Origin of the sequence: Neoaquamicrobium sediminum (assembly GCF_013240295.1) — a bacterium.
Lineage (GTDB): Bacteria > Pseudomonadota > Alphaproteobacteria > Rhizobiales > Rhizobiaceae > Aerobium > Aerobium sediminum.
In genome coordinates this window covers 74,909-101,773 of sequence record NZ_JABETK010000005.1, presented here as the reverse complement: position 1 = coordinate 101,773, position 26,865 = coordinate 74,909, and the positions used below count along the sequence as shown (strand labels likewise).

Sequence of the window (26,865 nt, the reverse complement as noted above, 5' to 3'; positions counted from 1 at the left end):
CGGATCAACGCCTGTCGGGTCTGCTCGGAAGAGCCGGCGTGAGGGGGTCGGGTTTGCATGGTTTCATGTCCAAGTCACTGAGGCCCGAGTTCGCGCGAGGCACGACTCGATGCGGCGGCGTTGATGCGGCTGACCGCCCGACCGAAGAGGGCCGTGCCCAACATAGTTAGTCGGTCGCGCCGACAGAGGCGCTGTGCGCGTCGAGCCTGCGACGGGTTTCGGCGCGATACAGCAGCCATGTCGGCAACAGCGCAATCGCAAAGACGATCGCCACAACAATGAAGCCATCGCGGAACGCGGCCGTATTCGCCTGAATTGCGATGCTTTGCGCGAGAAAGGACATCGCCGCCGGCAGTTGTTGGAAATCCGGTATGCCGGCCGCCTTGACCATTCCCGCCACCTGGTTCAGCAGTGAAATTGTCGCGGTGTTGTCGCTGGTCTGGGTCGCGGCGAATGCGTCGGCGTGCATCACGGTCCGTCGCTCGAGGAAGACGGCAAGCAGGTTGACCCCGAAGGCACCGCCGAGCTGTCGTATGAAATTGATCGCTCCGGAGCCCTGGGCGACCAGCATTGCGGGCAACACCTTCAGCGAACTTGCGGTCAACGACGGGAAAATGAGGCCCAGACCGACCCGCGACAGGACGGTGAGCCAGGCGAGCGTCCAGAAGCTCGTGTTGATGTCGATGTCCGCCGTGAGATAGGAGGAATAGGCGAAGATCGCGAGACCGGAGCCGATCAGCCAGCCTGACGGGAGGCGATCGGACATGCGCCCGGCGATGGGGAATACGAGCACCAGAACAAAGCCCGAGGGCATCAGCAGCAGGCCCGCCTGTGTCGGCGTCAACCCCTGGATCGTCTGGACGAACAGCGGGACGAGATAGGTCGAGCCGAAGAGGCCCGCGCCCATGATGAAGCCGACCAGACAGGCGGAGGCGAAGGGCAACTGCGCGAAAAGCCGCATGTCGAGCATCGGCTTTTCGGTGCTGATCTCCCAAAGAACGAACCCTGACGCTGCAAGCGCGGCAATCGCGAACTGCGCGAGGATCGGATCCGAGGTCCAGCCCTCGCGCTGGGCGTTGGTCAGTGCGTTCAACAGAAAACCGAGAAAGACGCAAAGAAGGATCATGCCGGTCCAGTCGAATCCCGGGCGCGGCCCGCTTTCGGCCCGCGATGGCAGAAAAAGGTTCGATAGGACAATGGCTAGCGCGGCAAAGGGAAGACCGAGATAAAAGACATACCGCCAGTTGAATGCATCGATCAGGACGCCGCCGATCCATGGTCCGAGCGCCGGTGCGAGCACGACGCCAATGCCGAATATCCCCATGGCGGCACCGCGCTGGTTCGCCGGAAAGACCTGGAAGAGCAGAACCATTGCAAGTGGCTGTACGATTCCGGCGGCCGCCCCTGGATCACCCGCGCAATGGTCAGCACGGTTTCGTTGGGAGCAAGCCCGCCTAGGACCGATCCCGCCGCGAACAGCATGAGCGCCGTGATCATGCTTAGCCGTTGGCCGAAGGCCCTGTTGGCCCAGTCGGCCAGCAGCATCGTCGCGGTCATCGCAGCGAGGAATCCGGTCGAAATCCATTGCGCCTCGACCTGGCTGATGCCGAACGTCCCCATGACCCCGGGAATTGCGACATTGACGATCGTGGTCGAGAGCACGACCGCAATCGCGGCGATCATCACGGTTCCCGTCGCCAGCCAACGGTAGGCCGGACCATAACGGTCGAAGAGATTATCGATCGACGACATCGATGCTGACTTCCACCATCATTCCGGGACGCAGCAGACCGTCCTGTTTTCCGATGGAAATCCGCACCGGCAGGCGTTGGGTCACCTTGGTGAAGTTGCCGCTCGGATTGGGGCTGGGCAGCAGGGCGAACTGGCTTGTAGCCGCTGCGCCGAGCCGCACGACCTCGCCGTGGAATTCCCGTCCGGGATAGGCGTTGACGGTGATCCGAGCGGGTGCGCCAATTTGAACATTCCGGAAATCCGTCTCCTTTACGTTCGCATCGACCCATACGTTCTCGGGATCGTGATAGATAAGCAGCCTGGTGCCGGGCGATACGTATTCACCGGCGTCAACGAAGGTGCTGTCGATCACGCCGTCGAACTCCGCTCGGATTTCGCGCTTCGTCAGGTCGATGCGCTTCTGTTCGATCTGCGCGGTCAATGCTTCGATCTGTGCATCAAGCGTGGCGATCTGCCGTTCAAGCACGCCGATCTGGGCCTCCTCCGCCTCGACCACCTGCAGATTTGCCTTGGCGGTCTCAATGCCTGCCGCGGTCGAACGCTCCTGTTGCGTAGCGGCCGCGAGCCGGGCTTCTGCATCCTCGAGCTGCTGGATTGACAGAACATTTCGCCCCGCAAGAGCCGTGACGCGGTCGAACTGGGATTGCGCGTTCTCGAGCGTCGCCTCGGCAGATGCGTGCGCGGCTTCCGCAGCGGTAATTTGGGCGCGGGCGGCGTCAAGCTTGGCGGCGACCTGGGTTCGTATCAAGTCCTGCTGCGCGCGCAACTGGTTCTGCTGTGACTTGACGCCGGATACCTGAGCCTTCAAGCCTTTCAGCTCTTGCGCGACGGAGGCCGAATCCAGCGTCGCAAGAACCTGGCCCTTCGCGACCCTGTCTCCCGCAATGACGGAAAGCGTCACGATCCTGCCAGAGACCTCGCTGCTGACGGCGACCAGATTGCCGGCGATGCGGGCATCGTCCAGGAAGACATGGGTCCACCGCGCCGCCAGCCACGGATAAGTGAAATAGGCTGCAACACCAAGCGCCGCCAGAATCACCACCGTTCGGACGAGGCGGCGGACTCTTCCGTCGCGCCGCCCTGGTGAGGCGGTTGTTTCGACGGTGTCCCCCGAAGGCTCAGCTTCGGCGACGTCCAGCTCCCTCACCTTCGCGTACTGCGAGGGCTTTGCTTCCATGTTCATTCTAAAACCCTTCAAGTCGGCTGCCGATGAGACGCAGCACGCGATGCGCGGTCGCCAGATCATCCGGGTGAATCCCGTCCATCACTTCTTTCCTGAAAGCATCCGCAATGCGATCTATCTCGTCGATGACCGCCCTAGCGCTCTCGGTGAGGTGGATTTTCTTGACGCGCCGGTCATCGCCGGCCTCGAGGCGCTCGATCAGCCCCCGCTCCTGGAGCGCATCCAGCAGACGCACCAAGGTGGGCCCTTCCACGCCGATCTTGTCGGCAAGGTCCCTTTGCGCAAGACAGCCTGAGTGCCGCAGATGCAGAAGTGCAATCCACCGCGCCTGCGTCAGCCCCAGATGCTTCACGCGCGCGTCGAGGAGCGTTCGCCAACGGCGCCCGACCCGGCCAAGTTCCACGGCAAACTCTTTGCTCGGATCCAAAGTCTTAGCTTTCTTATTGATAGTGTGCTACTGATTAGCTTAGCCTCGATCATGAAGCAAGGGCTACGATATGTACCGCAAGGTGCTGCTGGCGTATGATGGGTCTGCCGACGGGCGTCTTGCCCTTGGCGAGGGAGCGCGGCTTGCGCAGCTATGCGGAGCGCAGGTTTGCCTGCTGGCAGTGGTGCAGATTTCCACGGGCATGGTGTTTGCGGAGGGCATGCATCCGGGAATCGTCGGCGACCAGAGCGAGGTCTACCGAAACATTCTCGCCGAAGGCGAGCGGCGGTTGCGAGACATGGGCTCCGACCCGAAGTCCGCCTCAATATGGGTGACCCCGGACCGGAGATTTGCGCCGTCGCAAGGGAGATCGATGCCGATCTTGTTGTCATCGGACACCGCCAGCATGGAACCCTGGCAAGGTGGTGGTCAGGGTCGGTGGCCACATATCTCGCCGACCATCTGACCTGCAGCCTGCTGATCGGGCGGATGGAGATGTCCAACCCGCACTCCGACAGGCCGAAGGTCCGGTCAAAGGCTCTTTGACAAACCATGCCAGACAGAGTCCCGAGCAACCAAGTCGTCCAAATCGATCAAGCCCGTGTTTGCTTGCCGGGAGACGTCGCCCTTGCCCTTGAAGGGCTCGCCTTTGCCAAGTCGTTCCACCGACAGCTTTCGTTCGAATTCGAGGCCGCCGGGCTTGCAGTGACGCCTGCCGAGGCCCGCGTGCTCCTGACCGTGGCGCAAAATGAAGGCCTCCGCCAGACGCAGTTGGCCCAATTGCTTTCCTGCGAGGCGATGACCCTCGTCGGCGTGCTCGATCGCTTGCAGGCTGCGGGCCTGGTCAAGCGGGAGCCTGACGAAAACGACCGCCGAGCGAAGCGGGTTCTATTGCGGCCCGCGGCGATTCCCCTCGTCAGAAGGATCAAGAAAGTCTTCACCGAACTCTGCGTTGCCACTTGCAACGGACTGGACGATGAAGCAGCCAAACAGTCCCGGGACACCCTTTCGCGAATGCGTGGGAATCTGGCGGAGCTGGCGGCAGGCGCGTATCCGGCGAGCAGAATTGATCAGCCGGCGGAGGAGAGTTCCGGCCACGACCGGGAAGGCACGGTGGAGCACAACCAAAATGGCCGTCTTTCTCCGTCTCAGTGCCGGATGGCCAGAGCGGGGCTGGGACTTTCCGTCCGTGAGCTTGCGAAACAGGCAAAAGTCTCTGGACTTACTGTTACCCGCTTCGAGAACGGCAACGTCTCGTGCCCGGACGAAGTGCTGGACGCTCTGAAACAGGTCTTGGAATCAAACGGCGCGGAGTTCATCAGCGAGAACGGGCGCGGCCCGGCTGTGCGGCTCCGAAAGTAAAGATTTCCGGCAGGGACGGCGTGTCTCTTCGCAGAACAACCATCAGCATCAGTGTGACGAGGCAGCGAGCGTGCCCTGATCGAGGTGAAATGCCGCCGTCCCCAATATTGGAATGCGCAGCACCCAGGCGAGCCGGATTTCCCACAGGGGCGCAGAATCGAACTGGAACTGCGGATTTCCTCCAGACCGGATGATGCTTCCGACTTGTTTTTCATCCGAAAGTTCATGCTCCGTAACCTGCCTGTTCGTCCGCAACCGGCATTGTGGCAAACTCAATCGTATCGAGCCGGAAACCGAGAACTCCTGTCCGTCGCAATCTCGCCTCATCGGGCTTCCCGGGTAGTGTCGATAGTTCTGCAAATTCGCTGATTGGGGCGGTCACGGCCGCGCGCCTGAGGCCGAGCCGTTCTTCAGCTCCACGCCCAAGTTCGCAGGATGCTGGAATCCGTCGACCTGTTCAGCATGACCGCAGCCGCCTCTTATGGCAGTCGGCGCAACCGTTTGTCGCCACAGCGCAATATGGCTGTCGAAACCTATGAGAACCGGCTCGAGGCAGACCGCTGCATCAGCAGCGGCGACCTCAAGGAACACAAGAAACTCAATGCTGCCGCGTGACCAATTTTATGGCCGACCCAAGTTGCTGAACTTGACGCACACGACCGTGCGCGGCCACGTCGAGCGCAGCCTTGGCATGCCGCCCGTCAATGCAGATCGCCGGCAGCCCTGTGCTGTCGGCGCATCGTAGAACCACTCCGACAGCGGCCCCGTCTCGAAGATGATCCGGCGGGCATACGGTGCGCGCTTGCCGATCACCGCCGCGAGCAGTTGAGGTCCGGAGGCGCACTTGCCCTGCCAAGTCCTCTTGCCGTCATTTCATGGATAGTAAATTTGGCGCCAAGTACCGCGCCGCCTTTCAGCGACCGGATTCTTGCCGCCCCTGACCTGCCGCTCGAATAAACAGAACACTTCCTCTGATCACGGCTCGACAATCTCATCGGCGATGAATGGCATGGATGGCTACGTGCGCCCGCGTCCGAGGCAATCGAACTGAGTACCATCACTCGGCCAAGGTCGCCGCGGAAATCGCCCGCATCTCTCCGCAGGCGGAAATGGATATCGACATGGTGACCGCGATTGTCGCCAAGGAAGAGCGATGCAGCGGTTGACGTGCGGGTGTGCGTGCCGCTTGCGCGCTGCGCCCGGCAAGGAGGCTTCGCCGCGGCGGGCGAGATCGGTCCGGCCCCGCAAATCTGCCGGGTTGCCCGCCGCGCCCTTGCCCGGCTTGCTCTTCGCGGCCTGCCGATCCTCGTCCCGGCACAGACCGGGAGCGGGAATCGGATAAGAGGAGCGCGCGAAGGCGCAGGCGAGACATGGAAAAAGCAGACCTGGAAGAGTTGAGAGGGAAGGTGCCCTGCAGCGCCGTGCTGGAGGACGCGGGGTTCGCGCTCGATCTCAGGGAGAGCAGCGGCAAGGCGATGAAGTATCGCCGCGCCAGCGAGATCGTCATCGTCATCCATGACGGCAACGGCTGGTTCGATCCCTTGTCGGATGCAAAGGGCGACGTCTTCTCCCTGGTGGAACATCTCGACGGCATACCTTTTGCCGCCGCGCTCTATGTCGTTGCCGAACTGGTCGGCTTTGTACCGTCCGAACCGGTCTGGACACACGAGGCCAGGGACCGTGCGCCCGACCTGACGATCGTGGAACGCTGGCGGGTCCGGCGAAAACCCTGGCCCGGCTCGGCGACATGGCGTTATCTCCGCGACACGCGCCACATTCCCGAGGCAGTGATCCGCATAGCCGTTGCCGCGAACCTCTTGCGCGAAGGCCCGAAGGGCAGCATGTGGGCCGGCCATACCGATTCCGCCGGCGAGGTGACCGGCTGGGAGGAGCGTGGTCCCGATTGGCGCAGCTTCGCGACCGGAGGCGCCAAGGTGCTGTTCCGCCTCGGCCGGCCCGATGCGCTCCGGCTCTGTGTCACCGAGGCGGCAATCGACGCCATGAGCCTGGCCGCGATCGAGGACATCCGAGCGGATACCCTCTATATGAGCACCGGCGGCGGCTGGGCCCCGGCCTCGGCCGAGGCCCTTCGCGCACATGCCCACCGGACGGGCGCCCATCTTGTGGCTGCCACCGACAACAACGCACAGGGCGAGACATACGCCGGCCGTCTGCGAGAGCTTTCTGCCGAGGCAGGATGCGGCTTCGAGCGGATGTGTCCGCTGGCGGAAGACTGGAACGCGGAATTGGGAAGGAACCAGGAATCGAGAGGGAGGGAGAACTCGAAGGAGAATGGCTGCCGCATGCCCGCCGGCCGCCTCAAGGGTGACGCTTCGCCCGGCTGAGGCCCGGCCCTTGACACGGCCGGACGGAGAGGCGGCCGCTTGAGAGGGGTCCGGAAGGGCTGAAGACGATGGCGACGTCGAGAGGATGAGCTGCGCTCCAGCCCCGGAGGCCAAGGAGCCCACCCATGACCCTCTCTCCCATCCGCAAGATCTATTTCGGGGTTGCCGAACGCCGGCAGATGTTCCGTCTGTTCGATCGCCACGCCCAGCGCCCGAACCGTTGGCAGAACGACGACGGTGCCCTGTTCGCGGGCGAATGGTTCGAGATTGCCCGGCCCGAACACGATTACATGCTCGATATCCTGCCGCCGCTCTGGATGCGCGGTGAGATGTTCGCCCTGGGCGAATTCCTGACTGGCAGCATCACCAGCGTGTTCTATGCGCTGCGCATCAATGGGGCGGAGCGCTACTTCCATGCCTATTGCGATCTCGCCCGGCCTGGTTCGCCGGTCGAGATGCGCGACGCGATCGTCGAGCGGGAGCGCCGCCCGGTCAGGGCGATGACCCGCGAGGAGCGCATCGAGCATATCTGGAGCGCCACCGAGGACCGGTATCGCGGCTATGCCGGGGCGGGTTATCCGCCCGAGCATCGGGGCCAGCGCACCGTCATCGTCTATGGCAGGCATGAAAGCAGCTTCGCGCTACTGGATTATCTGACCGACGCGCAAATCGCGGAAAAGCTCCCGGTTCATCTGCGCCACCTGCCGCTCGCCGAGGCCGCGTGAGGCCGCCATGTTCACGTTCCCGATCATGGCCGTGCGCAAGGTCATCGCGCGCGGGGAAGCGGACGCGGCCGCCAACGGCGGCTTCCGCAATCCCTACTACGGCTTGAAACCCGGCCAGGGCGAAAAGCCCGGCCTGTGGCTCGTTGGCGACGAGGGCGTCTACATCATCTCGAACGGCAGGCTAGGCGATGGCGAGACACCGCTCGTCGTCTATTCCGCCGAATGCCACCCAAAGGGCAATCCGGATTGGTGGGACTACAAGCGCCGGTATTTCGGGGGCGATGACGGCATCGAATTCATCGATGCCGACCTGCTGATCCCGAGCTTCAACCGGAACTTCGGCGCCACCCATCTGGGGGTACAGCTCACCGAGCACGACATCTCACTCTCGCTGATCACCCGCTGACCCCATCCCGAATCTGTCACGTGCGTCGCGCCACCGGCCAATCCCGGCGGCGTGCGGCCGCGCACCCCAACACATGGAGAACAACCCATGCCCAATGACGACCCTTCACGCTCGTGTCTTCCGGCAACACCCTTTCAGCCGGCCTCGGTCTTGGCGTCACCGCGTTCGGCACGACAATCGAACCGCCGGAGGATCACGAGGATACGCCGGAAGAGCCGGCGCCCGCGGCTACACAGCGCCCCGGCAAGACACCGGACAAAGGACGCGGCGAGAACTTCCATCTCGCCGGCGGTCGCGGTCTGGCCCGTGGCTGGAGACAACGCGCCCAGGACAATATCGCCGCCATCGCGCTCGCCCAGTCGATTGAATCCGAAGCCCGCCCGGCGACGGTCGAGGAACAGGCGGCGCTCATCAAGTTCACCGGGTTCGGCGCCTCGGAACTCGCCAATGCGGTGTTCCGGCGGCCGGGCGAGGCGGACTTTCGCAAAGGCTGGCAGGAGATCGGTTCCGATCTGCAGGATGTTACCTCAGTGCAGGAATACGCTTCGCTTGCCCGCTGTACGCAGTATGCGCATTTCACGCCGGAGTTCATCGTCCGGGCCATCTGGTCGGGCTTGCTGCGGCTTGGCTGGCGCGGCGGTCGGGTGCTCGAACCCGGCATCGGCACAGGGCTGTTTCCCGCCCTGATGCCCGAGGACCTGCGCCCGGTCGCCCATGTCACTGGTGTCGAGCTCGACCCGGTCACAGCGCGGATCGCCCGCCTGCTCCAGCCCCGCGCCCGGATCGTCAACGGCGATTTCGCCCGTATGGATCTGCCCGCGCATTTCGACCTGGCGATCGGCAATCCACCCTTTTCCGACCGCACGGTGCGCTCGGACCAAGCCTATCGCGGCCTCGGTTTGCGGCTGCATGACTATTTCATCGTCAAGGCGATCGACCGGCTGAAGCCCGGCGGGCTTGCGGCTTTCGTCACCTCCAGCGGCACCATGGACAAGGCCGATCCATCCGCGCGGGAAACGATCGCCCGACAGGCCGACCTTGTCGCCGCCCTCCGCCTGCCTGAGGGCAGTTTCCGGGCCGAGGCCGGCACGAATGTGGTGGCCGACATCCTCTATTTCCGGAAGCGCAGGCCAGACGACGCCGAGGGCGACATGTCCTGGCTGGAAACAGAAGAGGTCCGGCCTGCAACCGAGGACGAGGGCCCCATCCGGGTCAATCGCTGGTTCGCGCAGCATCCGGATCACGTGTTGGGAATCCATGCCACGACGTCCGGACCGTTCGGCGAGACCTATACCTGCCTGCCGCAGCGAGGTGTCGATCTGGAGCAGGCGCTTGGCGCCGCCACCCGTCTTCTTCCGGAAGCGATCTATGACGGTGAGCCCGAAGCCGTCGATCCGGAAACCGATGCAGGCGATGCCCACGAATTCGATGAGCCCGATGGGCAGGGCATCCGCGAGGGCAGCTTCTTTGTCGGCAAGAACCAGGCGCTGATGCAGGTGCGCGACGGTGAACCCGTCACCATCACGGTGCGCAAGGGCCGTGCCGCAGAAGGCGTCTCCGACAAACAGGCCAGGATCATCCGAAAGCTGATCCCGATCCGCGACGCCGTGCGCGAGGTCCTCAAGGCTCAGGAGCTCGATCAGCCCTTCAAGCAGCACCAGGTTAGGCTGCGCATCGCCTGGTCGAACTTCGTGCGCGCCTTCGGTCCGGTCAATTCCACGACCGTATCGGTGAAGGAGGATCTTGAGACCGGCGAAGTCCGCGAGACGCACCGCCGCCCCAATCTCCAACCCTTCCTCGACGACCCCGATTGCTGGCTCGTCGCCTCGATCGAGGATTACGACCTCGAGACGAACACGGCGCGCCCCGGTCCGATCTTCACCGAGCGGGTGATCGCTCCGCCCTCGGCGCCGGTCATCACCTGTGCCGCCGATGCGCTGGCCGTGGTGCTCAACGAGCGCGGTCATGTCGATGTCGATCACATTGCCGAGCTCATGCATGCCGATGTGGACACCGTCATCGCCGAGCTGGGTGACGCCGTTTTCCGCGAACCCGAGACCGGGTCCTGGCAGACCGCCGACGCCTATCTCTCGGGCAAGGTGCGCGACAAGCTCAAGGCCGCGGAAGCCGCCGCTGCACTCGATCCGGTGTTTGAATGCAATGTCCGGGCGCTGCGTGACGTCCAGCCTGCCGACCTCAGCCCGTCCGATATCACGGCGCGACTGGGTGCCCCCTGGATTCCCGCCACCGACATTGTCGATTTCGTCAGGGAGATGATGGGCGCCGACATCAGGATCCGCCACATGCCCGAACTCGCCTCCTGGACGGTCGAGGCACGACAGCTCGGGTATACCGCCGCGGGGACCTCGGAATGGGGCACGGATCGGCGGCACGCCGGCGAGCTGCTTGCCGACGCGCTCAACAGCCGGGTGCCGCAGATCTTCGATACCATCAAGGACGGCGACAGCGAAAAGCGCGTCCTCAATGTGGTCGACACCGAGGCGGCCAAGGAGAAGCTCACAAAGATCAAGACGGCCTTCCAGACCTGGATCTGGTCCGATCCCGACCGCACCGACCGGCTTGCCCGGGATTATAACGACCGGTTCAACAACATCGCTCCGCGAACGTTCAACGGCGATCACCTTCAGCTTCCGGGCGCCTCAGGCGCCTTTTGTCTTTATGGGCACCAGAAACGCGGCATCTGGCGCATCATTTCGGCGGGTTCGACCTATCTCGCCCACGCCGTCGGCGCCGGCAAGACCATGACCATGGCCGCCGCAATCATGGAGCAGAAGCGGCTCGGGCTGATCGCCAAGGCGATGCTGGTCGTTCCCGGTCATTGCCTGGCGCAGGCGGCGCGCGAGTTTCTGGCGCTCTACCCGGCCGCCCGCATCCTTGTCGCCGACGAGACCAACTTCACCAAAGACAAGCGGCATCGCTTCCTCGCCCGTGCCGCCACGGCCAAATGGGATGCGATCATCATCACCCATTCGGCATTCAGGTTCATTTCCATTCAGTCCGCCTTCGAGCAGCAGATGATCTCCGACGAGCTCGAGCTCTACGAGGAACTGCTGACCAAGGTGGACGGCGACGACCGCGTGTCGCGCAAACGGCTCGAGCGGCTGAAGGAGGGGCTTCAGGAACGGCTCGAAGCGCTCGCGACGCGCAAGGACGATCTTCTGACCATCTCCGAGCTCGGCATCGACCAGATCATCGTCGACGAGGCCCAGGAATTCCGCAAGCTCTCCTTTGCCACCAACATGTCAAGCTTGAAGGGGGTCGATCCGAACGGGTCGCAACGGGCGTGGGACCTCTACGTCAAGTCCCGCTTCGTTGAAACCAAGAACCCCGGCCGCGCGCTGGTGCTGGCCTCGGGCACCCCGATCACCAACACGCTCGGCGAGATGTTCTCGGTGCAGCGCTTCCTCGGCATAGAGGCGCTGAAAGAGCGTGGTCTGCACGAGTTCGACGCCTGGGCATCGACCTTCGGCGATGTGACGACCGAACTCGAGCTTCAGCCATCGGGCAAGTACAAGCCGGTCACGCGCTTTGCCACCTTCGTCAACGTCCCCGAGCTCATCGCCATGTTCCGCTCCTTTGCGGACGTCGTGTTGCCCGAGGACTTGCGGCAGTATGTGAAGGTGCCGGCGGTCTCGACCGGCAAGCGGCAGATCAGGACCTCCAGGCCGTCCGCCGCTTTCAAACGCTACCAGACCGTGCTCGATGCGCGCATCAAGGCGATCGAGGAACGAGAGGGACCGGCAAGGCCCGGAGACGACATCCTCTTGTCGGTGATCACCGACGGCCGCCACGCTGCGATCGATCTGCGCCTGGTCGACCCCGATAATGGAGACGAGCCCGACAACAAGCTCAACGACCTGATCGGCAACGCCTTCCGCATCTGGTCGGAAACCTCACAGAACATTTATCGCAAGCCTGATGGCGATTGCTTTGAGCTGCCCGGTGCCGCGCAGATGATCTTCTCCGATCTCGGCACGATCAGCGTGGAAAAGAGCAGGGGGTTCTCTGCCTACCGCTGGATCCGGGACGAGCTCGTGCGCAGGGGCGTGCCGGCGTCGGAAATCGCCTTCATGCAGGATTACAGACGCGCGCAGGCCAAGCAGCGGTTGTTCGGCGACGTCAATGCCGGCAAGGTCCGGTTCCTGATAGGCTCGTCGGAAACCATGGGCACCGGCGTCAACGCCCAGCTCCGCCTCAAGGCCCTGCATCACCTCGACGTGCCGTGGCTGCCCTCGCAGATCGAGCAGCGGGAGGGGCGCATCGGCCGGCAGGGCAATCAGCATGACGAAATCGATATCTTCGCCTACGCAACGGAAGGCTCGCTCGACGCCACCATGTGGCAGAACAACGAGCGCAAGGCCCGGTTCATCGCCGCCGCACTTTCCGGCGACACCTCAATCCGCAGGCTCGATGATATGGGCGAGGGCCAGGCCAACCAGTTCGCCATGGCCAAGGCGATTGCGTCGGGCGATCCGCGCCTGATACAGAAAGCCGGGCTCGAAGCCGACATCGCCCGGCTGGAGCGCCTGCGGGCCGCCCATATGGACGATCAGCATGCGGTCCGCCGTCAGATCCGTGAGGCCGAACGCGGCATTGAGGTCGCGAACCGCCGAATCGCTGACATCGGCATGGACATCGGCCTGCGTCTCCCGACCGCGGGCGAGGCTTTCGCCATGACGGTCGCCGGCAAATCCTTTTCCGAGCGCAAACCCGCCGGCAGGGCGCTGATGAAGGAGATCCTCACGCTCGTCCAGCTCCAGCAGGAAGGTGACACCGCAATCGCCTCGATCGGCGGCTTCGATGTCGAATTCTCCGGCGAACGGTTCGGTGGCGATGGCTACCGCTACACCACCATGCTCATGCGCACCGGCGCCGAATACGAAATCGAACTGCCGGTCACGACGACACCGCTCGGCGCGGTCGCAAGGCTCGAGCACGCGCTCTCGGGATTCGAAGACGAGCGGCTCCGCTATCGCCAGCGTCTGGCGGATGCCGAGCGCAGGCTCTCTTCCTACCGCGCTCGCCAGGGCGAAGCTTTCGCCTTTGCGGGAGAGCTTGAAAACAAGCGCCGGCTATTGGCCGAAATCGAAGCCGAGCTCGCGGACGCAGCGACAGGGTCCGAACGGGCCGCCGCCTGACGAACTCTCTCTGAGGATAGTCGATCAACCGGAGTTGACCGGGACCGGTCGGCGGCTAATCTTGCAACATGCCTGAGCACAAGAACGGAGCCTGGCATGTTCGACATTCCGTCATCATAACCGGCGACCGGCATTGCCCCGTCACGCCGAAGATAATCAAGACAGCACCAGCTCCGTCTGGCCATGCTGCGGTTTGCTTCCATCCAAAACAAACAATCTGCGCCCGCCACACTGGCGGATGCGTCTCAATATATATGGAGTCGGACATGCGCTATGCATTGGTCAACAACGAATGCGTCGAAGCCAGCCACGGTCTTTCTGCCCTGTGCCCGGGCTGCGGACAGCCCATGGTCGCCAAATGCGGCGACCGCCGCGTCCATCACTGGGCGCATCGCGGCAGGCGAACCTGCGATCACTGGTGGGAGCCCGAAACCCGATGGCATCGCCAATGGAAGAGCCGATTTCCGGCCGGTTGGCAGGAGTTCGTCCATGTTGCCGCCGACGGCGAGCGGCACATCGCCGACGTCAGGACCGGTCACGGTCTGGTGCTCGAATTCCAGCACTCCCACTTGCGGCCCGACGAACGGGCCGCGCGCGCGGCCTTCTATCCGAACCGGATCTGGGTGGTTGACGGCACCCGCCTCAAGCGCGATGCGCCGCGCTTTGCTGCAGGTGGGCAAATGCTGCGGCCCACGCCCTGGAGGGGAATTTACACGCTCGCCTTCCCGGGAGAGTGCTTTCCGCCGAACTGGATCGATTGCCGGGCTCCCGCCTTTTTCGATTTCGCGGGTGCGGAACCCGTTGCGCCGGATGCCACGCCCATCGAGCGTTATCTTTGGGGGATTCTGCCAGGCCGGGCGGACGGCCACGGCGTCGTTGTGGCGCTCGGCCGGCGAGGTCTCGTGCGGGCCGCGCACGAGGGTCCGCAGATACTGGACGCGGCACAGATCGTCGGCGTCCTTCAGGCACGATTCCGGGCGGCACGCGTGGCGGCGATGCAGGAGGCCCGCCGGCTCCCATCCGGAAAACGATGGAAGCGCAGGCGCGTGTGGAGAAGGCCGCGGCCACGGCGGCGGTTCTGACGACCTGCGGTCAAGAGCCCGAAACATGACAGGGGAGGGGGAGGAAGAAATACCCCTCGCAGAGCAGCCAGGCCGCTGACGGTTTCACCTCAACCGCACCGCTCGCAATCCCGGCCGCGTCGTCCTGCGCAGGGCTGCCAGCCCTGCTCGCCCTGCCGGGCAGGGATGCTCCGGCGCAGTTGCACCGGCCCGTCCGCTCCGCGGGCCGGGGGTGTCTTCGGCAAGAAGACGAAAAGGGACCGGCGTGGTGCCGGCTCCCGAACCCCGAAAGGAGCATCCCGATGGAAATCAAGCTCGTCGATCCGCGCGCGCTCGTCGAAAACCCCGACAAGGCCCGCCGCTCGAAATCCAATCCCCAGGCCGATGCGCTGCTGCTCGCAACGATCAAGGCGGTCGGCATCGTGCAGCCGCCAGTCGTGGCGCCTCAGCCGGATGGCGGCAACGGCTTTGTCATCCAGGCCGGGCATCGCCGCGTCAAACAGGCGATCGCCGCCGGTCTCGAAGAGATCACGGTCATTGTCGGAGAGGCCGCCGAGGATGGCGGCGCGATGCGTTCGCTCGTTGAAACGCTTGCCCATGAAGGGCTCAATCCGGTCGACCAGTGGCGCGCGATCGAGCGCCTCGTTGCCATCGGCTGGACCGAAGAGGCGATCGCCGTCGCGCTCGCACTTTCGGTGCGCCAGATCAAGAAGCTCCGGCTTCTCGCCAATGTGCTGCCGGCCATGCTCGATCATATGGCCAGGGGCGACATGCCCAATGAAACCCAGCTCCGCACAATCGCGGCCGCCTCGGTCGACGAGCAGAAGGAGGTCTGGAAGGCCCACAAGCCCGGCAAGGGCGATCCGCAGGTCTCCTGGTGGAGCGTCGCCAACGGTCTCTCCAAGACCCGCATGTATGCGCGCGATGCGAGTTTCGACGACGAACTCACGCAGGCCTATGGCATTTCCTGGGTCGAGGATCTGTTCGCGCCCGCCGACGAGGACAGCCGCTACACCACCAATGTCGAGGCCTATCTCGGTGCCCAGCAGGAGTGGATGACGCGGAACCTGCCCAAGAAGGGGGTCATCACTGAGGCCAACACCTGGGGCCAGCCGGAGCTGCCCAAGAAGGCCGAGCGCGTCTACGGCAAGCCCAAGAAATCCGATCACACCGCCATGTATCTCGATCGCGACGGTAAGGTGCAGACCGTTCACTTCCGGATGCCCGAGCCTAAAGCCGTGAAGGGCAACGGGACCCCGGACGAGGATGCCGTCGTGATGCCCAAGACGCGGCCCGACGTTACCCGCAAGGGCATCGAGATGATCGGGGACTTCCGCACCGACGCCCTTCACGAGGCACTCGGCCGTGCCCCGATCGAGGACGACACGCTGATGGCGTTGCTGGTTCTCGCCTTCGCCGGCCAGAATGTCAGGGTGGACTCCGCCAATGGAGGCGGAGACGATTATCACTATGGCAACCGACGGATCGCGCGTCACGCGGCGGCGCTCTTCGACGCCAAGGGCAAGCTCTCCTTCGACATGGAGACCCTGCGCGTCGCGGTCCGGTCCATGCTGATCGAGGTGCTCTCCTGCCAGGAGAACCGGACCAATAGCGGCATCGTTGCTCGCGCCGCGGGCGATGTGATCGGCGCCGACGGCTTTCTGCCGAACATGGGCACGGAAGAATTTCTGTCCTGCCTGTCGCGCTCCGCCCTCGAAGCATCGTGCGAAGGCACGTCCGTCCTGCCCCGGGCCCGGGTCAAGGATACGCGGACGGCGCTGGTCGAGGCGTTCAACGAGCAGACTTTCGTTCATCCCTCGGCGTTCTTCGCACCCGACCGCGACGCGCTCGCCGCGTGGCTCGCGTCCAACACGGTCACCGAGGAGGACGAGGAGCCGGACGGCACGGACGCCGAACCGGTCGACCCGGACCACGACGACAGCGAGGGGTTCCGCGAGGCCGCCGAATAGCCCGTCCTTCTCTTTCGAATGTCTTTCCGCCGCCGGTCTTCCCCGGCGGCGGCTTCGTTTCAGAATCCACAACCGGAGGACATCATGTCCGCACAACTGATCTTTGACCACGTGCCGCTGGGCGCGATCATCCGCTATTCCGACGGCACCCGCGGCCCCCGAGCGCCATCGGCGCAAGCTGCGGGCCTGGGAGAGTCGCAACAACACCGGCCGGCTCGTCAGGAAACAGACTGGCACGCGCGTCGGCGAAACCACGATACCGGCCGCGATTACGCTTCATGAGGGGGATTTCGGCAGCAAGGCGGTGATCGTCCTGCGGGTCTTCAAGACCCTTTCGGTCGATAGCGACCTCGCCTTCACTGTGGTCGAACGGCCCGCCATCGGCTCCGTCCTCGTGCTCGACCGCCCCGGCGATGAGGCCGAGCTCGTCCATGTCGCGGCCAACCGTCAGGCCGCCGATGAATGGTTGTCGCGGAATGGCTATCCAAATGCCATGCTCCGTGAGGTGACCGCCGACGAGGCCGCGGCCGATCAGGTCGAGGGGAGGGCGGCATGATCCGTTCTCATTCATCGCACCCTCGGCCGGGCGGAGCGTCGGACCAGTCGGGGGTTCGCTTCGGCATCAGCGCCGAAGGGTTTCCCGTGGCGCGCGTCGATGACACCGCCTTCGCCATGCTGCCCGGACGCGTCGGCCAGTATTTTCTCGCCACATGCTGGTGCGCGCGCCGGCCGCTGGCGGAACTCACGCGCAATGACTTCTACGGGCATGGTGGCCAACTCGCGGACGAGCCGGAATTCAGGGCAAAGGTGCTCGAACAGGCCGAGCACCAGCGCGAGAAGCGCGCGCTCGGCCGCCGGGAAATGCGCTCCCGCGCCTATACGCCGTGGGGACCCTCGCAGGGCGCGACGGTCTTCGCCGAGGGCATCATCTGCCATTCGACAGCCGGACATGGCGGTTTCCATCTCTCGGGCGCCCGCAATGCCAGCGTCGACTCCAGGCTCCGGAAAAAGGACGGCTGGTACGAGGAAGACGCCGAATGGGCGATCGTTGCGATCACCTTCCCGCACCTGTTCACCGGGTTCGAACGGCGATATGCCGAGCAGACCCGGAAGGACTCCTGGCCGGACGCCTGGGAGGCGATCTTCGGAACCGTTCTGCAGCCCGGCGAATCCCGCGAGAAGGATCGCCGGGCCTTCGAGGCGCTACATAGGGGGACTGGGTTGTCGTCTCGGCAATCAGCTCAGAGCACCACGATGGTTTCGTTGAGGTGGTCGCCACATTGGGTGGAGGCCGTGGCGAGGGTATCGAGCGCCGGCGCTTTCTGGTCCCGGCCGGCGAGTACGAGGTCGGCCGTTTTGGCTTCGTCGTCGATCCGGCGCGCCACGCATCCTATGGCGGGCCCTCGAGCTTTGTCGCCGGGGGAGGTGATGTCCATCCCATGGAAAGCGATCGCGGTCCGCTTCGGCTGGCGGGCTGCGTTCGGGATGGAGGGCGCACATCCCCGTCTTGTCGTCCAACACACGCGCCATCGCCATCGCTTCACAGGCGCCGATGCCTGGAAGCGCGCGGTGCTCGTCTCGATCCGCGCGCCACGCTTCAATCATCCAGCACGGAGACCCAACCGATGACCACCTTTCTCGTCGCGGTACACATCCTCGTCGACACGCAGGCCGCCAGTCCCCGTTCGGCTGTCGCAGTGGCTTTGGAGAACCAGTTCGACCGTTGTGCAGCAGCTGTTCCGGCGGCCGGCACGATAGTCGATTGGGCCGTCGCCGGCGAAGACCTCGCCGCATCGATGGCACCTGTCGTGATTCCGGCCGACTACACGCCGGGAGCAACACCGTTTCCCGAATGGAGCACCGCGCGAGAGCCAAGCGCGGAAAAACGACCCGGATCTGCCCGTCCAGGCCTCGATCCCGCATGCAAGGCGCCGGTCAGGTGATACCTTCCATACGTCGAAGGAACTGACTCGATCGATACCGTTTCACGGGAGCTCGCTCGTCGGGCGTGTGCGACCGCCATCCTCAGGAGGAATTGTGAGGACAGCAGTGTTCGGCCGCAGGATGCCGGGGTGTCCAGCCTCTCGGGATGACGGGCGGGCGGTCCGGGTCATCGTCATTTCCTTCATGGGTCAGCTTCGGTGGAACGCCACCCCCTGCCGGTCTCCCTTCGGTTTTGGCTTCGGTCCTAAACCGGCGGCCGGAGCCTTCAAGGCCGCTGGCGCGCCGCGGAGCGGCCATGCGCACCAGCCTCGACAAACCAGCCCAGCGGGACGGCGCGAGGGCAATATGCCCTGCTTGCCCGCAAGGCTAGTCCGCTCGGCTTTGGTCCGCACGGACCCTGACGCCTCCTCCTTCCGCCGGTTTTTCCGGACCGCGCCCGAAGGGAGGGCCGGCAAGGGCCGGCTCGAGCCTTCGGCCAAACCATGAAGGAAAGGACTCTCACATGACCAGAACCGCTCGTTCCAGCCGTCAATCCAGCAAGGTCGTCCAGCTCCGAAAGGGCGTCTCCCTCGAAATGGTACGCCTCTCCTGTCCCGACAGCGCCCAGGCATCCCTTATTGCCGAAAGCTTCGGCCTCCCCGTTATCGACAGCGACGGCATCCGCCATCTCCATCGCAAGGTCATCATCGACACGGCCGACTCCTTGAACGAAGGCCTCGGCGAACGGGCCATGCAGATCCATCTCCAGCGGATCGTCGGCTCCTATGTCGGTTCAGCCCACGGCGCCGGGCAGTTCTATTCCCGGTCGGTCTCGGAAGCCCGCGACGCCACGGCCAGAAACGCCAACGACGACCGCGACGCGGACCTCGACGGTCCTGTCGGTTTCGACAGCGCGGCCCAGCGCAAGCGCGAATTCGCGGCCGACATGGGCATTCAGGCCCATGCGCTCCGTTGCGCAGCCGAAGGTGTGGTGGCTGGCTACGAAGAGGTCGTCGGCGAAGCCTGGAAGCCCTTCGAACGCCATGTCGAAAACCCCGGGCAGACCGTCGATCGCAAGGCAGCCGAAATGCAGATGGCGGCCCTTGGCTGAGCGGCTCGGGCGGAGCTCCGGCTCCGCCCATCAAAACAGGTCCGCGTGTATTACCGTTCTATGGCCCCGACCCCGATCAGGATTTTGATGGCGTGTAGCACATCAGATTCCTTACGTTGTGAACGACGATGCAGGCTATGATGAACGCACTCTTGGTGCGGCAAGCTCGCCCACAACTTCCGGTCCGCTGTGGCCCTCGCAAGCCTCATCGCGTTCTGGGTTAGAAGAGATTCGACCCTGGCTCGCCATCTCAGGCCGTTTCCACTTCGACGTCTACGCCGATCGCATTGGAGATTTCGGTGTAGAGATCGATGGTCGTCTGCGCTCGCAGGGTAAGAATGAGGGCATAGCGCACTTCCCTGTCATAGCGTTCGAGACGCTTTTTCTCACGCCACCAGCCGCCGGTCGGATAGACCGCTATGCCGTGGCGATTGGCAAGGTCGGCAGCCGTACCCTCCCAAACGTCCGAGTGAAGGGAGCCCCGATCCCGAAGGCGCGGCCCCAGGACCCATCCATCGTCCTGTCCACCGCCGTAAGCGCCATCCTCCTCTTCACGCGCGGCCGCATTGATGCGTCCACGGAAGGTATCCACGTCCTCTTCGGGCCGCTTCACAGCAAAACGAAGACCGTGCGAGGCGTAGCGGTGGCGTTTCGTCCAGCCCCGCTCTCCCGGATTTGGCTCAATGAAATAGCTCAGCGTCACGCGCAGCTCGACCTGTTCCTCACCGAGGCCCTCCAACGTTTCCACCGGCCACGGCAGATCGTGGAAAATCATGTCGCGTGTCTTGATCGTTGAGCCGTCCAGGAAGAAGGGCTGCATCGTATTCTCGATCACAAGCGTGACATCATTGTTCTGGCTACGGATCGCCCTGGCCAAATCAGGCACGCCGTATCCGTAACGGCGCAGCAGCACGCGTTTATGATTCTGTTTCGGATTAACCGGAAGATGTCCGCGCATGGCTGGAGTCCAGTCAGCGGAATGAACAATCAACCCCCTTACCGTTTCGGGCCAAAGCTCCTTCCGGTCGGCCAAAACCTGCGCTGCCATGCGAGAAGCTAGGGCAGTTGCAGCGCTCGTGTCCGCGATGACGTTGAAGTAACCGGCCTGCAAACGATTGTTCGTCGTCAGCAAGGTAAGATCATCCAGATGATCGCTGTCGCCGTTTGCAGGGTTGACGCCGTAATTGCCACCCTCGAAGACAACATCCGGCTTGATCGGCCACTCATGTTGCCATGGCACCGATGTCCGGCTGAGTGGCGAAAGATCGCCTACAGCGGCCAGCGGGCTCCAGCCGGCAAAGGTCGCATCGGTGATGGTGCATTTTTCAGTCACCGCCCCCACCGTCAGCACGTTCCACGCCTGTGCCGGGCTTTCGATCGGCGCCGCATCATTCTGATCGAGATACTCGGCTGCCGGATAAAGGGCGTTCACGTTGCCTGCCGAAACAGCAACGATGCGCTGAACTTCTCCTTCGCCATAGGCCAACTCATCAAGCGCCGCAGACCATGAAGACGGACGCCCGCGCCAATGATCGCCCGCACTGGTGACGGCAAGACAGAACACCCGCGAACGTTCCGGTGCTTGTATTTCGGCGCGGCTGATCGCTTCCGCCGTGATGTATCCGTACAGATCGGGATCATTGCCGCCTTGGTCCGGCAAGATCTTAACTGACTCCAGCGCGTGGCTGAGGCTGATCGGATCGGCACTGACAAGCGGATTGGTAAGGTCCCCATACAGGGCAAGACCGCTCATTTTCGTTCCGTGTCCCCGCCATGTCGGGCTCGTGTCCTCCACCGGCCAAACCCCGTTCCATGACTGTTGGTCTCCTGCATCGAGGACCGGTTCAATCAAGGGGTGAATCCGCGTCGAACCGGAGTCGAGAATGCACACTGATGGCGCGTCCGCATCAGGCACTTCCAACCGGTCGGTTAGTTCGTCACTCCAGTCTCGCTGCTCAGCAGGATCCATCGCCAGAAATACGGATGGCGTATCTCTTGCGAGCCGGAGTTCGGCAATAGCGTCGGTATTGGCTACGATCATGCCGATCTGATTGGGCGTCGCGAGCACGAGCACGACCTCGCGCTCGGGGAAGCGAACGACATGCTCTCTCAGCACGATGTCGAGAATGTTCGCCGCATGTTCAAGGATGGGCCGGCCTCCCGTGCGCAACCAGACTTCCCACCAGGCCTGCTGTCCTGCCGCCGGAAACAGCTGAATGTCATCGGTGAAGAGCGAGCGGGCATGAGCAAGCCGCACGTCTTCCAAGGAAGCGACAAGCGGCTGGTTCTTGGGCTTGCCTGTTGGCGTCTCCTGCGTCCTATAATCTTCGACCTTCTTGAGGTAGAGTTCCCGCTTGGCCTCCGGAACGAACACCGTGGCCGACAGGCGCGTTTCCGGATCGGCCTCTGCGGGCCGCACAGCCACCAGCTCGATATGATCCTTGCCACGCTTGTCTTCGAGCTTGTCGAGCAGCGCACGCTGCTCTTTGCCTATATCGAATTCGAGATAGAAGCCGGCCTGCCCGCCGGCAATATCCGGATTGCGCGCTGCGGCCTGCTCGGCTGCGGCGGCAATCGCGGATGTCAACGCCTGTTCCAGCCGAGCCGCATGCTGCGCGCGATTGCGCTCCGGAAGCACAACTTCACCGCCTCCGCCTCTTGGCCACGTGAACTGCTCCCGCCGCCCGTTACCGGTAATATAAATGTGCTTGAGATTCCGCTGTTCCCCGTTCGGCATCAGTACCGTTACCTATGCGCTGCCGAACCCCGCTCCTGTATGGAGACTGACAAGTCCTCGTCGGTGACATTGCTGCGATCGGCCAGTATCGCCCGCTTTGCGGCCTCGTCAGCCGCGCGGGAGATTTCGGCCTGGCTTAGACCCGCGGTAAGCTCGACAGCCTTGCCCCAGTCAAGCTTATCGGCTTCAAAACCAACCAACCGCGATTGAAGAATCTTCAGTGTCACACCTTCGTCGGGGAGGCCGTACTGGATCACGTCGTCAAAGCGCCGGAACAGGGCTGGATCGAGCAGTTCCACATGGTTCGTGGCGGCGATGATGAGGCTGTCGCTGTCGTCTTTCTCCAGAAACTGGAGAAACGAATTCAGGACGCGGCGGATTTCCCCGACATCATTGCGCTCGGATCGCCGTGAACCGATCGCGTCGAACTCATCAAAAAAGTAAACACCACGCGTTTCGGCCATCGCGTCGAATATGATCCGCAGCTTGGAGGCGGTCTCGCCCATGAACCTTGTAATCAGGGTGTCGAAGACGACAGTGAAGAGCGGCAAATGCAACTCGCCGGCCAGGGCGCCGGCGGTCATGGTCTTTCCGGACCCGGGCGGGCCGACAAGGAGAAGCTTCCGCCGCGGCTGTAATCCGCGCTCGACCAGCTTGTGCTGCTGGCGCTGCTCGGTAAGCACTCTCTTGAGGCGCAGCTCCAGTTCGTCGGTCAAAGCCATGCTTGCAAGCCGCGTCTCTGAAAAACTGACCGATACCAGCGCGGCGAGATCGCCTTTAGGCTGTGCGATAGGAACCGGCCTGCGCGCCCGCTCGACCTTGCCGCTGCGTGCCTGATCGACGAGCGCCCGCAATTGCTGAGCAACCTGGCCGTGACCTTTGCGCGCCTCATGGGCAGCCGCCTGCATCGCGATGGACAGGAACTGATCGTCATCGCGAGCGATGTGGCTCTTCAGGAGCGCTATGAGATGCTTTGAGGCCGTCATATCCGGTCCATTGCGTTAATTCGGCCATACGTCTGACAGGAACGGGCCGCGAACACGATCAGCCGACTGATGTCGCAAAACCGCTTGCCGCGCAAGCGCGGATCGCGGTCTGGTATGTCTATTCGGCTCCGGTTGTGCATCATATGTAAAATCTGATTCCGCGCGACTAGTATTGTATCAACGCCTTACAAATAGATATTAAAACATCGTTGCCTCAAAATCCGAATATAAGAAGTTCACAAGACGCTGAGCATGCGGCTGGGGCTACTGTTATCCGCAGCATCCCGGTCATGAAGTCCCCGACACCGCTCACTGAGAAATGGAGCGATCCCGCGCGCAGTGCCAAGTCTTGTTCGTAAATGGCGCCGGACGAGATCTGAATTCGCTCTGTATTTCGAAGGCAGGCAAATGTCTTCGGTCCGAGCCTCGCTCCCGAACGGCCGCCGGTCCGTTCACGGCGCCACAGACGAGGATCGATGTGTTGTTCCGGGCATCGAAATGTCGGGCCAAAGCGCTCCTCTCATTTGAGCGCCACACGTCAGCTCTGAGACTGACGCAGTGGTCGGGCAAGCAGGGTACCGCCTGAAGCGCCGGTGCCTGCCCCCTGCACGAAAACGCGCAGCATCGGGCTGACCCCCTGAGGACGATCCAATCCCGCTCTTCAGGGATGGCATTCCTGGTGCGGCCGCGGAACTTCCACGATCAACCCATAAAGGGTCCGCTAGCGAAGCTGCGGCCGTTTGGCTGACGCCTGCACGGTGACCGCGTCCGCTTGCCGCACACTGACGGAGCCATCAGAGCGGGAATTGGCCCGCTCCAACGATGGAGCCCTCGGATGTCGCACGATCTTTCCCTCGCCCAGAACCACGCCTGGACACTCGCCCGCACCCTGATGACCCCGGTCGTCCTTTTCCAGTCCGACGACGCGTACCGGGTACTCCCCGCAGATGAAGTCGAGGACTGCGAGGTCGACATTCTTTTCGAGTACGATCCCTACACCGGTGGACACGCGGTCCACTGAACCGACTCTCGGTTTACCTTCCGCAGCGGCGGCGCCCGGCGCCGCCGTCCCTTCTTTCTTGAACCGCCCACGGCCCGTCCCTGCCGGTGGCCTGGGCGGAGCCGGCCGCGCCGGCAACGGCTTGCGCCGTCCTCCCCTTCGGTCCGGCCCTGCGGGTGCAGGCGCGCCCTGAAGCTCCGCCTGAACCGGCCCCGTGACGGGGCCGCGATCGGCGCGGCCTCCAGATACGGAGGCTGAAATGAGCAGGAAAGAAAAGGGCGCGAAGTCCGATATCTACACGCGCATCACGGAAAAGATCGTTGCCGATCTGGAGAAGGGCGTGCGGCCATGGGTGAAACCCTGGAGCGCCGGCCATGCCGACGGACGGATCACCCGGCCGCTGCGCCACACCGGTGAACCATACACCGGCATCAACGTGCTGTTGCTGTGGTCGGAGAGCCTGGCGCGCGGGTTCACGGCACCGCTCTGGATGACCTATCGGCAGGCGGCACAGATCGGCGCACAAGTCCGCAAGGGCGAAACCGGCGCGACGGTCGTCTATGCGAGCCGGTTCACGAAAACCGAGACGGACGCGCAGGGCGAGGAATTGGAGCGCGATATTCCGTTCCTCAAGACGTATACCGTCTTCAATTGCGATCAGATCGACGGACTTCCCGATCACTATTACCACCGACCCGAGAAGGTCATCGATCCTGTCGAGCGGATCGAACATGCCGACCGGTTCTTCGCCAATACTGGGGCCGTGATCCGGCATGGCGGCGCCCGGGCATTCTACGCGCCGGCAAGCGATCATATTCAGATGCCGCCCTTCGAGGCCTTCCGGGATGCTGAGTCCTATGTCGCCGTGCTCAGTCACGAGACGGTCCATTGGACCTCTAGGCCCGAGCGGGTTGGCCGCGATCTGAGCCGCTACGCCAGGGACAAGACCGAGCGCGCGCGCGAAGAGCTCGTCGCCGAGATTGGCTCGGCACTGGTTTGTGCCGACCTCGGCATCGTTCCCGAACTCGAACCACGGCCGGACCATGCGTCCTATGTGGCGAGCTGGTTGCGCGTCCTTTCCGACGACCGACGGGCGATCTTTCAGGCCGCCGCCCATGCGCAACGGGCCGTGACTTATCTGCACGGTCTGCAGCCCTCCGCCACCGGCACGGGACAGTTGGAGGCGGCCTGATGCTTTCCTTTTCGAATGCTGCTGCGGAGGGTATCAAGCCCTCCGCCATCCGGCTGCGCGTGCTATCGCTCGGCGCCGGCGTCCAATCGACCACCCTGGCGCTGATGGCCGCCCATGGCGAGATCGGCCCGATGCCAGATTGCGCCATATTCGCCGATACTGGCTGGGAACCGAAGGCGGTCTATGACCATCTAGACTGGCTGCGCTCGCCCAACGTGCTGCCGTTCCCCGTCCACGTGGTTTCGGCGGGCAACATACGTGATCAGCTCATAGGAGCGGCAAAGGGTAAACGCTGGGCATCGATTCCGGCGTTCGCCAAAAACGTCACCCCGGTGGGATCCGCCGTGCCGGTATTCGACATGGATGCGGCCGGTGCGCTCGTCGAGGTCTCCACACGGCGCACAACGCGCGACACTGTTTCCATCGGCATGATCCGGCGTCAATGCACCACGGATTTCAAGGTCGTGCCGATCCGCCGCAAGGTCAGGGCGCTTGCGGGGCTGACCCGCAAGCGCTCGCCTGGCCATCCCGTTGTCGAGCAATGGATCGGGATCTCGCGAGACGAGATCATGCGCGTGAAGCCGAGCCGCGAAACCTGGCAGGTCAACCGCTGGCCGTTGATCGAAATGCGGATGAGCCGGCGGGACTGCCTCGCCTGGCTGCGCCGCAACGATTACCCTGAACCGCCGAAATCGGCCTGCATCGGCTGTCCGTTTCACGACAACGCGCGCTGGCGCGCCATGCGCGATCATGATCCCGATGCCTGGTCGGATGCGATCGAGGTCGATCGGGCAATAAGGACGGGATTGCGTGGAATTCGGGGAGAGGTCTTTCTCCATCGGTCCGCCGTTCCGCTCGACGAAGCCGATCTGTCGACGCTGTCCGACCACGGGCAACTCGACCTGTGGCCGAACGAGTGCGAGGGCATGTGTGGTGTCTAGGCAGCCTCGATCTTTTCGAATGCCGTCAGGTCGCGGGGTATCGTGGGCCTCCGGCTGCGGGCTTCCAGCGGATGCCAGAAGCGTAACTCTGCCGAGGCTGATTCACCAGCGGAGGACGGTCAGGGCGATGGTTATGTGCTTCGGCCGACTGCTCACGGCACCGCTCGTCGTGCGCGCGAGAACGAGCGAATGGAGCCCGTTTGCAGGGGTGGCGGCCTGCCGTGCACGTCGCCGACGCAGAGCGCGCGATTGATCCCACCGACGATGTCGCGGAAGCGCAATGGCTTGGGGCCGGGCGCCATGGTCGTGTTCCCTTCACGTCGATGTCCTGGAGCTCGCCCGGCGCGGTCTCGATGGGGCATGTCTGACCGGGAAATCGGCTCCGCCTCGCCCGGCATTTCGCAACGCCCGTCCGGAACTTTCTTCCCCTGCGAACCTGCGTTCGCATTCCTCGCGCAAAACAAGAAAGTTCCTACCGGCCGTCCTCCATTTCATTGCGGCCTTCCAGGTGCGCGCCGGTCGTTCCCGATCTTTTCGACAGCCATCGAGACCGCGATGGGCGCGGCTCGGAATTTCGAAAGGAAC

Annotated in this window: 19 protein-coding genes and 5 pseudogenes; 18 read left to right on the top strand and 6 right to left on the bottom strand. The window is 63.6% G+C overall.

Going from position 1 to position 26,865, the window contains the following annotated elements:
- Positions 1-166: 166 nt before the first annotated feature.
- The 3 genes and pseudogenes from HK436_RS28145 to HK436_RS28135 form a co-directional block, all read right to left on the bottom strand.
- Positions 167-1,683: pseudogene (locus HK436_RS28145) on the bottom strand (DHA2 family efflux MFS transporter permease subunit).
- Positions 1,684-1,735: 52 nt separating this feature from the next.
- Positions 1,736-2,935: an HlyD family secretion protein gene (locus HK436_RS28140; protein WP_206680611.1), complete on the bottom strand. Its 1,200-nt coding sequence runs from the start codon at positions 2,933-2,935 to the stop codon at positions 1,736-1,738.
- A 1-nt stretch (position 2,936) separates the two neighbouring features.
- Complete coding sequence (locus tag HK436_RS28135) at positions 2,937-3,338, bottom strand: MarR family transcriptional regulator (RefSeq protein ID WP_206680610.1); 402 nt, start codon at positions 3,336-3,338, stop codon at positions 2,937-2,939.
- A 94-nt stretch (positions 3,339-3,432) separates the two neighbouring features.
- Between HK436_RS28135 and HK436_RS33880 the strand changes: the two are divergent.
- The 4 genes and pseudogenes from HK436_RS33880 to HK436_RS28120 form a co-directional block, all read left to right on the top strand.
- Positions 3,433-3,546: pseudogene (locus tag HK436_RS33880) on the top strand (universal stress protein); the annotation flags it as partial.
- Positions 3,516-3,908, top strand: coding sequence for a universal stress protein (locus HK436_RS28130; RefSeq protein WP_376769227.1), 393 nt, complete (start codon positions 3,516-3,518; stop codon positions 3,906-3,908). The pseudogene HK436_RS33880 and the gene HK436_RS28130, both read left to right, overlap by 31 nt.
- A gap of 6 nt (positions 3,909-3,914) precedes the next feature.
- Complete coding sequence (locus HK436_RS28125) at positions 3,915-4,724, top strand: MarR family transcriptional regulator (protein ID WP_206680608.1); 810 nt, start codon at positions 3,915-3,917, stop codon at positions 4,722-4,724.
- A gap of 435 nt (positions 4,725-5,159) precedes the next feature.
- On the top strand, positions 5,160-5,339 hold the full coding sequence (locus HK436_RS28120; RefSeq protein WP_173194928.1) for a hypothetical protein: 180 nt from the start codon (positions 5,160-5,162) through the stop codon (positions 5,337-5,339).
- A 46-nt stretch (positions 5,340-5,385) separates the two neighbouring features.
- Here the strand turns inward: HK436_RS28120 and HK436_RS32010 are convergent.
- A pseudogene (locus HK436_RS32010) lies at positions 5,386-5,594 on the bottom strand (IS110 family transposase); the annotation flags it as partial.
- Positions 5,595-5,737: 143 nt separating this feature from the next.
- On the opposite strand from HK436_RS32010, the gene HK436_RS28115 reads away from it, so the two are divergent.
- The 11 genes and pseudogenes from HK436_RS28115 to HK436_RS28060 all read left to right on the top strand — a co-directional run bounded on the left by HK436_RS28115 (position 5,738) and on the right by HK436_RS28060 (position 19,424).
- Positions 5,738-5,890, top strand: coding sequence for a hypothetical protein (locus HK436_RS28115; RefSeq protein ID WP_173194927.1), 153 nt, complete (start codon positions 5,738-5,740; stop codon positions 5,888-5,890).
- 204 nt (positions 5,891-6,094) lie between these two features.
- The gene (locus tag HK436_RS28110; protein ID WP_173194926.1) at positions 6,095-7,069 is read left to right on the top strand and encodes a DUF3991 and toprim domain-containing protein; all 975 of its coding nucleotides are present in this window, start codon (positions 6,095-6,097) and stop codon (positions 7,067-7,069) included.
- 125 nt (positions 7,070-7,194) lie between these two features.
- Positions 7,195-7,794 carry a DUF1419 domain-containing protein gene (locus HK436_RS28105; RefSeq protein WP_173194925.1) on the top strand — a complete coding sequence of 200 codons (600 nt, stop codon included), beginning with the start codon at positions 7,195-7,197 and terminating at the stop codon, positions 7,792-7,794.
- 7 nt (positions 7,795-7,801) lie between these two features.
- A complete protein-coding gene (locus tag HK436_RS28100; protein ID WP_173194924.1) occupies positions 7,802-8,200 on the top strand; it encodes a DUF3085 domain-containing protein in 399 nt (132 codons plus the stop codon).
- Positions 8,201-8,313: 113 nt separating this feature from the next.
- Positions 8,314-13,359 carry a helicase-like domain-containing protein gene (locus tag HK436_RS28095; protein ID WP_173194923.1) on the top strand — a complete coding sequence of 1,682 codons (5,046 nt, stop codon included), beginning with the start codon at positions 8,314-8,316 and terminating at the stop codon, positions 13,357-13,359.
- A gap of 266 nt (positions 13,360-13,625) precedes the next feature.
- Entirely contained in the window at positions 13,626-14,441 is an 816-nt protein-coding gene (locus tag HK436_RS28090; RefSeq protein ID WP_173194922.1) for a competence protein CoiA, read from the top strand.
- A gap of 281 nt (positions 14,442-14,722) precedes the next feature.
- Entirely contained in the window at positions 14,723-16,390 is a 1,668-nt protein-coding gene (locus HK436_RS28085; protein ID WP_173194921.1) for a ParB N-terminal domain-containing protein, read from the top strand.
- A gap of 84 nt (positions 16,391-16,474) precedes the next feature.
- A pseudogene (locus HK436_RS28080) lies at positions 16,475-16,946 on the top strand (UCP036055 family protein).
- A pseudogene (locus HK436_RS28075) lies at positions 16,943-17,817 on the top strand (DUF7007 domain-containing protein); the annotation flags it as partial. The pseudogenes HK436_RS28080 and HK436_RS28075, both read left to right, overlap by 4 nt.
- Before the next feature lie 198 nt (positions 17,818-18,015).
- Positions 18,016-18,333 carry a hypothetical protein gene (locus tag HK436_RS28065; protein WP_173194854.1) on the top strand — a complete coding sequence of 106 codons (318 nt, stop codon included), beginning with the start codon at positions 18,016-18,018 and terminating at the stop codon, positions 18,331-18,333.
- A 503-nt stretch (positions 18,334-18,836) separates the two neighbouring features.
- A complete protein-coding gene (locus HK436_RS28060; RefSeq protein ID WP_173194920.1) occupies positions 18,837-19,424 on the top strand; it encodes a hypothetical protein in 588 nt (195 codons plus the stop codon).
- A 250-nt stretch (positions 19,425-19,674) separates the two neighbouring features.
- On the opposite strand, the gene HK436_RS28055 is transcribed toward HK436_RS28060, so the two are convergent.
- Entirely contained in the window at positions 19,675-22,161 is a 2,487-nt protein-coding gene (locus tag HK436_RS28055; RefSeq protein ID WP_173194919.1) for a S8 family peptidase, read from the bottom strand.
- An 8-nt stretch (positions 22,162-22,169) separates the two neighbouring features.
- Complete coding sequence (locus HK436_RS28050; protein ID WP_173194918.1) at positions 22,170-23,147, bottom strand: AAA family ATPase; 978 nt, start codon at positions 23,145-23,147, stop codon at positions 22,170-22,172.
- An 835-nt stretch (positions 23,148-23,982) separates the two neighbouring features.
- Between HK436_RS28050 and HK436_RS28045 the strand changes: the two genes are divergently transcribed.
- The 3 genes from HK436_RS28045 to HK436_RS28035 all read left to right on the top strand — a co-directional run bounded on the left by HK436_RS28045 (position 23,983) and on the right by HK436_RS28035 (position 26,280).
- On the top strand, positions 23,983-24,168 hold the full coding sequence (locus HK436_RS28045; protein ID WP_173194917.1) for a hypothetical protein: 186 nt from the start codon (positions 23,983-23,985) through the stop codon (positions 24,166-24,168).
- 238 nt (positions 24,169-24,406) lie between these two features.
- Positions 24,407-25,339, top strand: coding sequence for an ArdC family protein (locus HK436_RS28040; protein ID WP_173194916.1), 933 nt, complete (start codon positions 24,407-24,409; stop codon positions 25,337-25,339).
- Positions 25,339-26,280, top strand: coding sequence for an adenine nucleotide alpha hydrolase family protein (locus HK436_RS28035; protein WP_173194915.1), 942 nt, complete (start codon positions 25,339-25,341; stop codon positions 26,278-26,280). The genes HK436_RS28040 and HK436_RS28035 overlap by 1 nt, the downstream gene beginning before the upstream one ends.
- Positions 26,281-26,865: the final 585 nt, after the last annotated feature.

Bases quoted from the DNA above. Each gene is read 5' to 3' on its own strand.
- HK436_RS28125 (WP_206680608.1), top strand. From the start codon at position 3,915: ATGCCAGACAGAGTCCCGAGCAACCAAGTCGTCCAAATCGATCAAGCC.
- HK436_RS28105 (WP_173194925.1), top strand. From the start codon at position 7,195: ATGACCCTCTCTCCCATCCGCAAGATCTATTTCGGGGTTGCCGAACGC.
- HK436_RS28085 (WP_173194921.1), top strand. From the start codon at position 14,723: ATGGAAATCAAGCTCGTCGATCCGCGCGCGCTCGTCGAAAACCCCGAC.
- HK436_RS28090 (WP_173194922.1), top strand. From the start codon at position 13,626: ATGCGCTATGCATTGGTCAACAACGAATGCGTCGAAGCCAGCCACGGT.
- HK436_RS28130 (WP_376769227.1), top strand. From the start codon at position 3,516: ATGCGGAGCGCAGGTTTGCCTGCTGGCAGTGGTGCAGATTTCCACGGG.
- HK436_RS28065 (WP_173194854.1), top strand. From the start codon at position 18,016: ATGACCACCTTTCTCGTCGCGGTACACATCCTCGTCGACACGCAGGCC.
- HK436_RS28100 (WP_173194924.1), top strand. From the start codon at position 7,802: ATGTTCACGTTCCCGATCATGGCCGTGCGCAAGGTCATCGCGCGCGGG.
- HK436_RS28045 (WP_173194917.1), top strand. From the start codon at position 23,983: ATGTCGCACGATCTTTCCCTCGCCCAGAACCACGCCTGGACACTCGCC.
- HK436_RS28140 (WP_206680611.1), bottom strand. From the start codon at position 2,935: ATGAACATGGAAGCAAAGCCCTCGCAGTACGCGAAGGTGAGGGAGCTG.
- HK436_RS28035 (WP_173194915.1), top strand. From the start codon at position 25,339: ATGCTTTCCTTTTCGAATGCTGCTGCGGAGGGTATCAAGCCCTCCGCC.
- HK436_RS28060 (WP_173194920.1), top strand. From the start codon at position 18,837: ATGACCAGAACCGCTCGTTCCAGCCGTCAATCCAGCAAGGTCGTCCAG.
- HK436_RS28110 (WP_173194926.1), top strand. From the start codon at position 6,095: ATGGAAAAAGCAGACCTGGAAGAGTTGAGAGGGAAGGTGCCCTGCAGC.
- HK436_RS28120 (WP_173194928.1), top strand. From the start codon at position 5,160: ATGCTGGAATCCGTCGACCTGTTCAGCATGACCGCAGCCGCCTCTTAT.
- HK436_RS28040 (WP_173194916.1), top strand. From the start codon at position 24,407: ATGAGCAGGAAAGAAAAGGGCGCGAAGTCCGATATCTACACGCGCATC.
- HK436_RS28115 (WP_173194927.1), top strand. From the start codon at position 5,738: ATGGCTACGTGCGCCCGCGTCCGAGGCAATCGAACTGAGTACCATCAC.
- HK436_RS28050 (WP_173194918.1), bottom strand. From the start codon at position 23,147: ATGACGGCCTCAAAGCATCTCATAGCGCTCCTGAAGAGCCACATCGCT.
- HK436_RS28055 (WP_173194919.1), bottom strand. From the start codon at position 22,161: ATGCCGAACGGGGAACAGCGGAATCTCAAGCACATTTATATTACCGGT.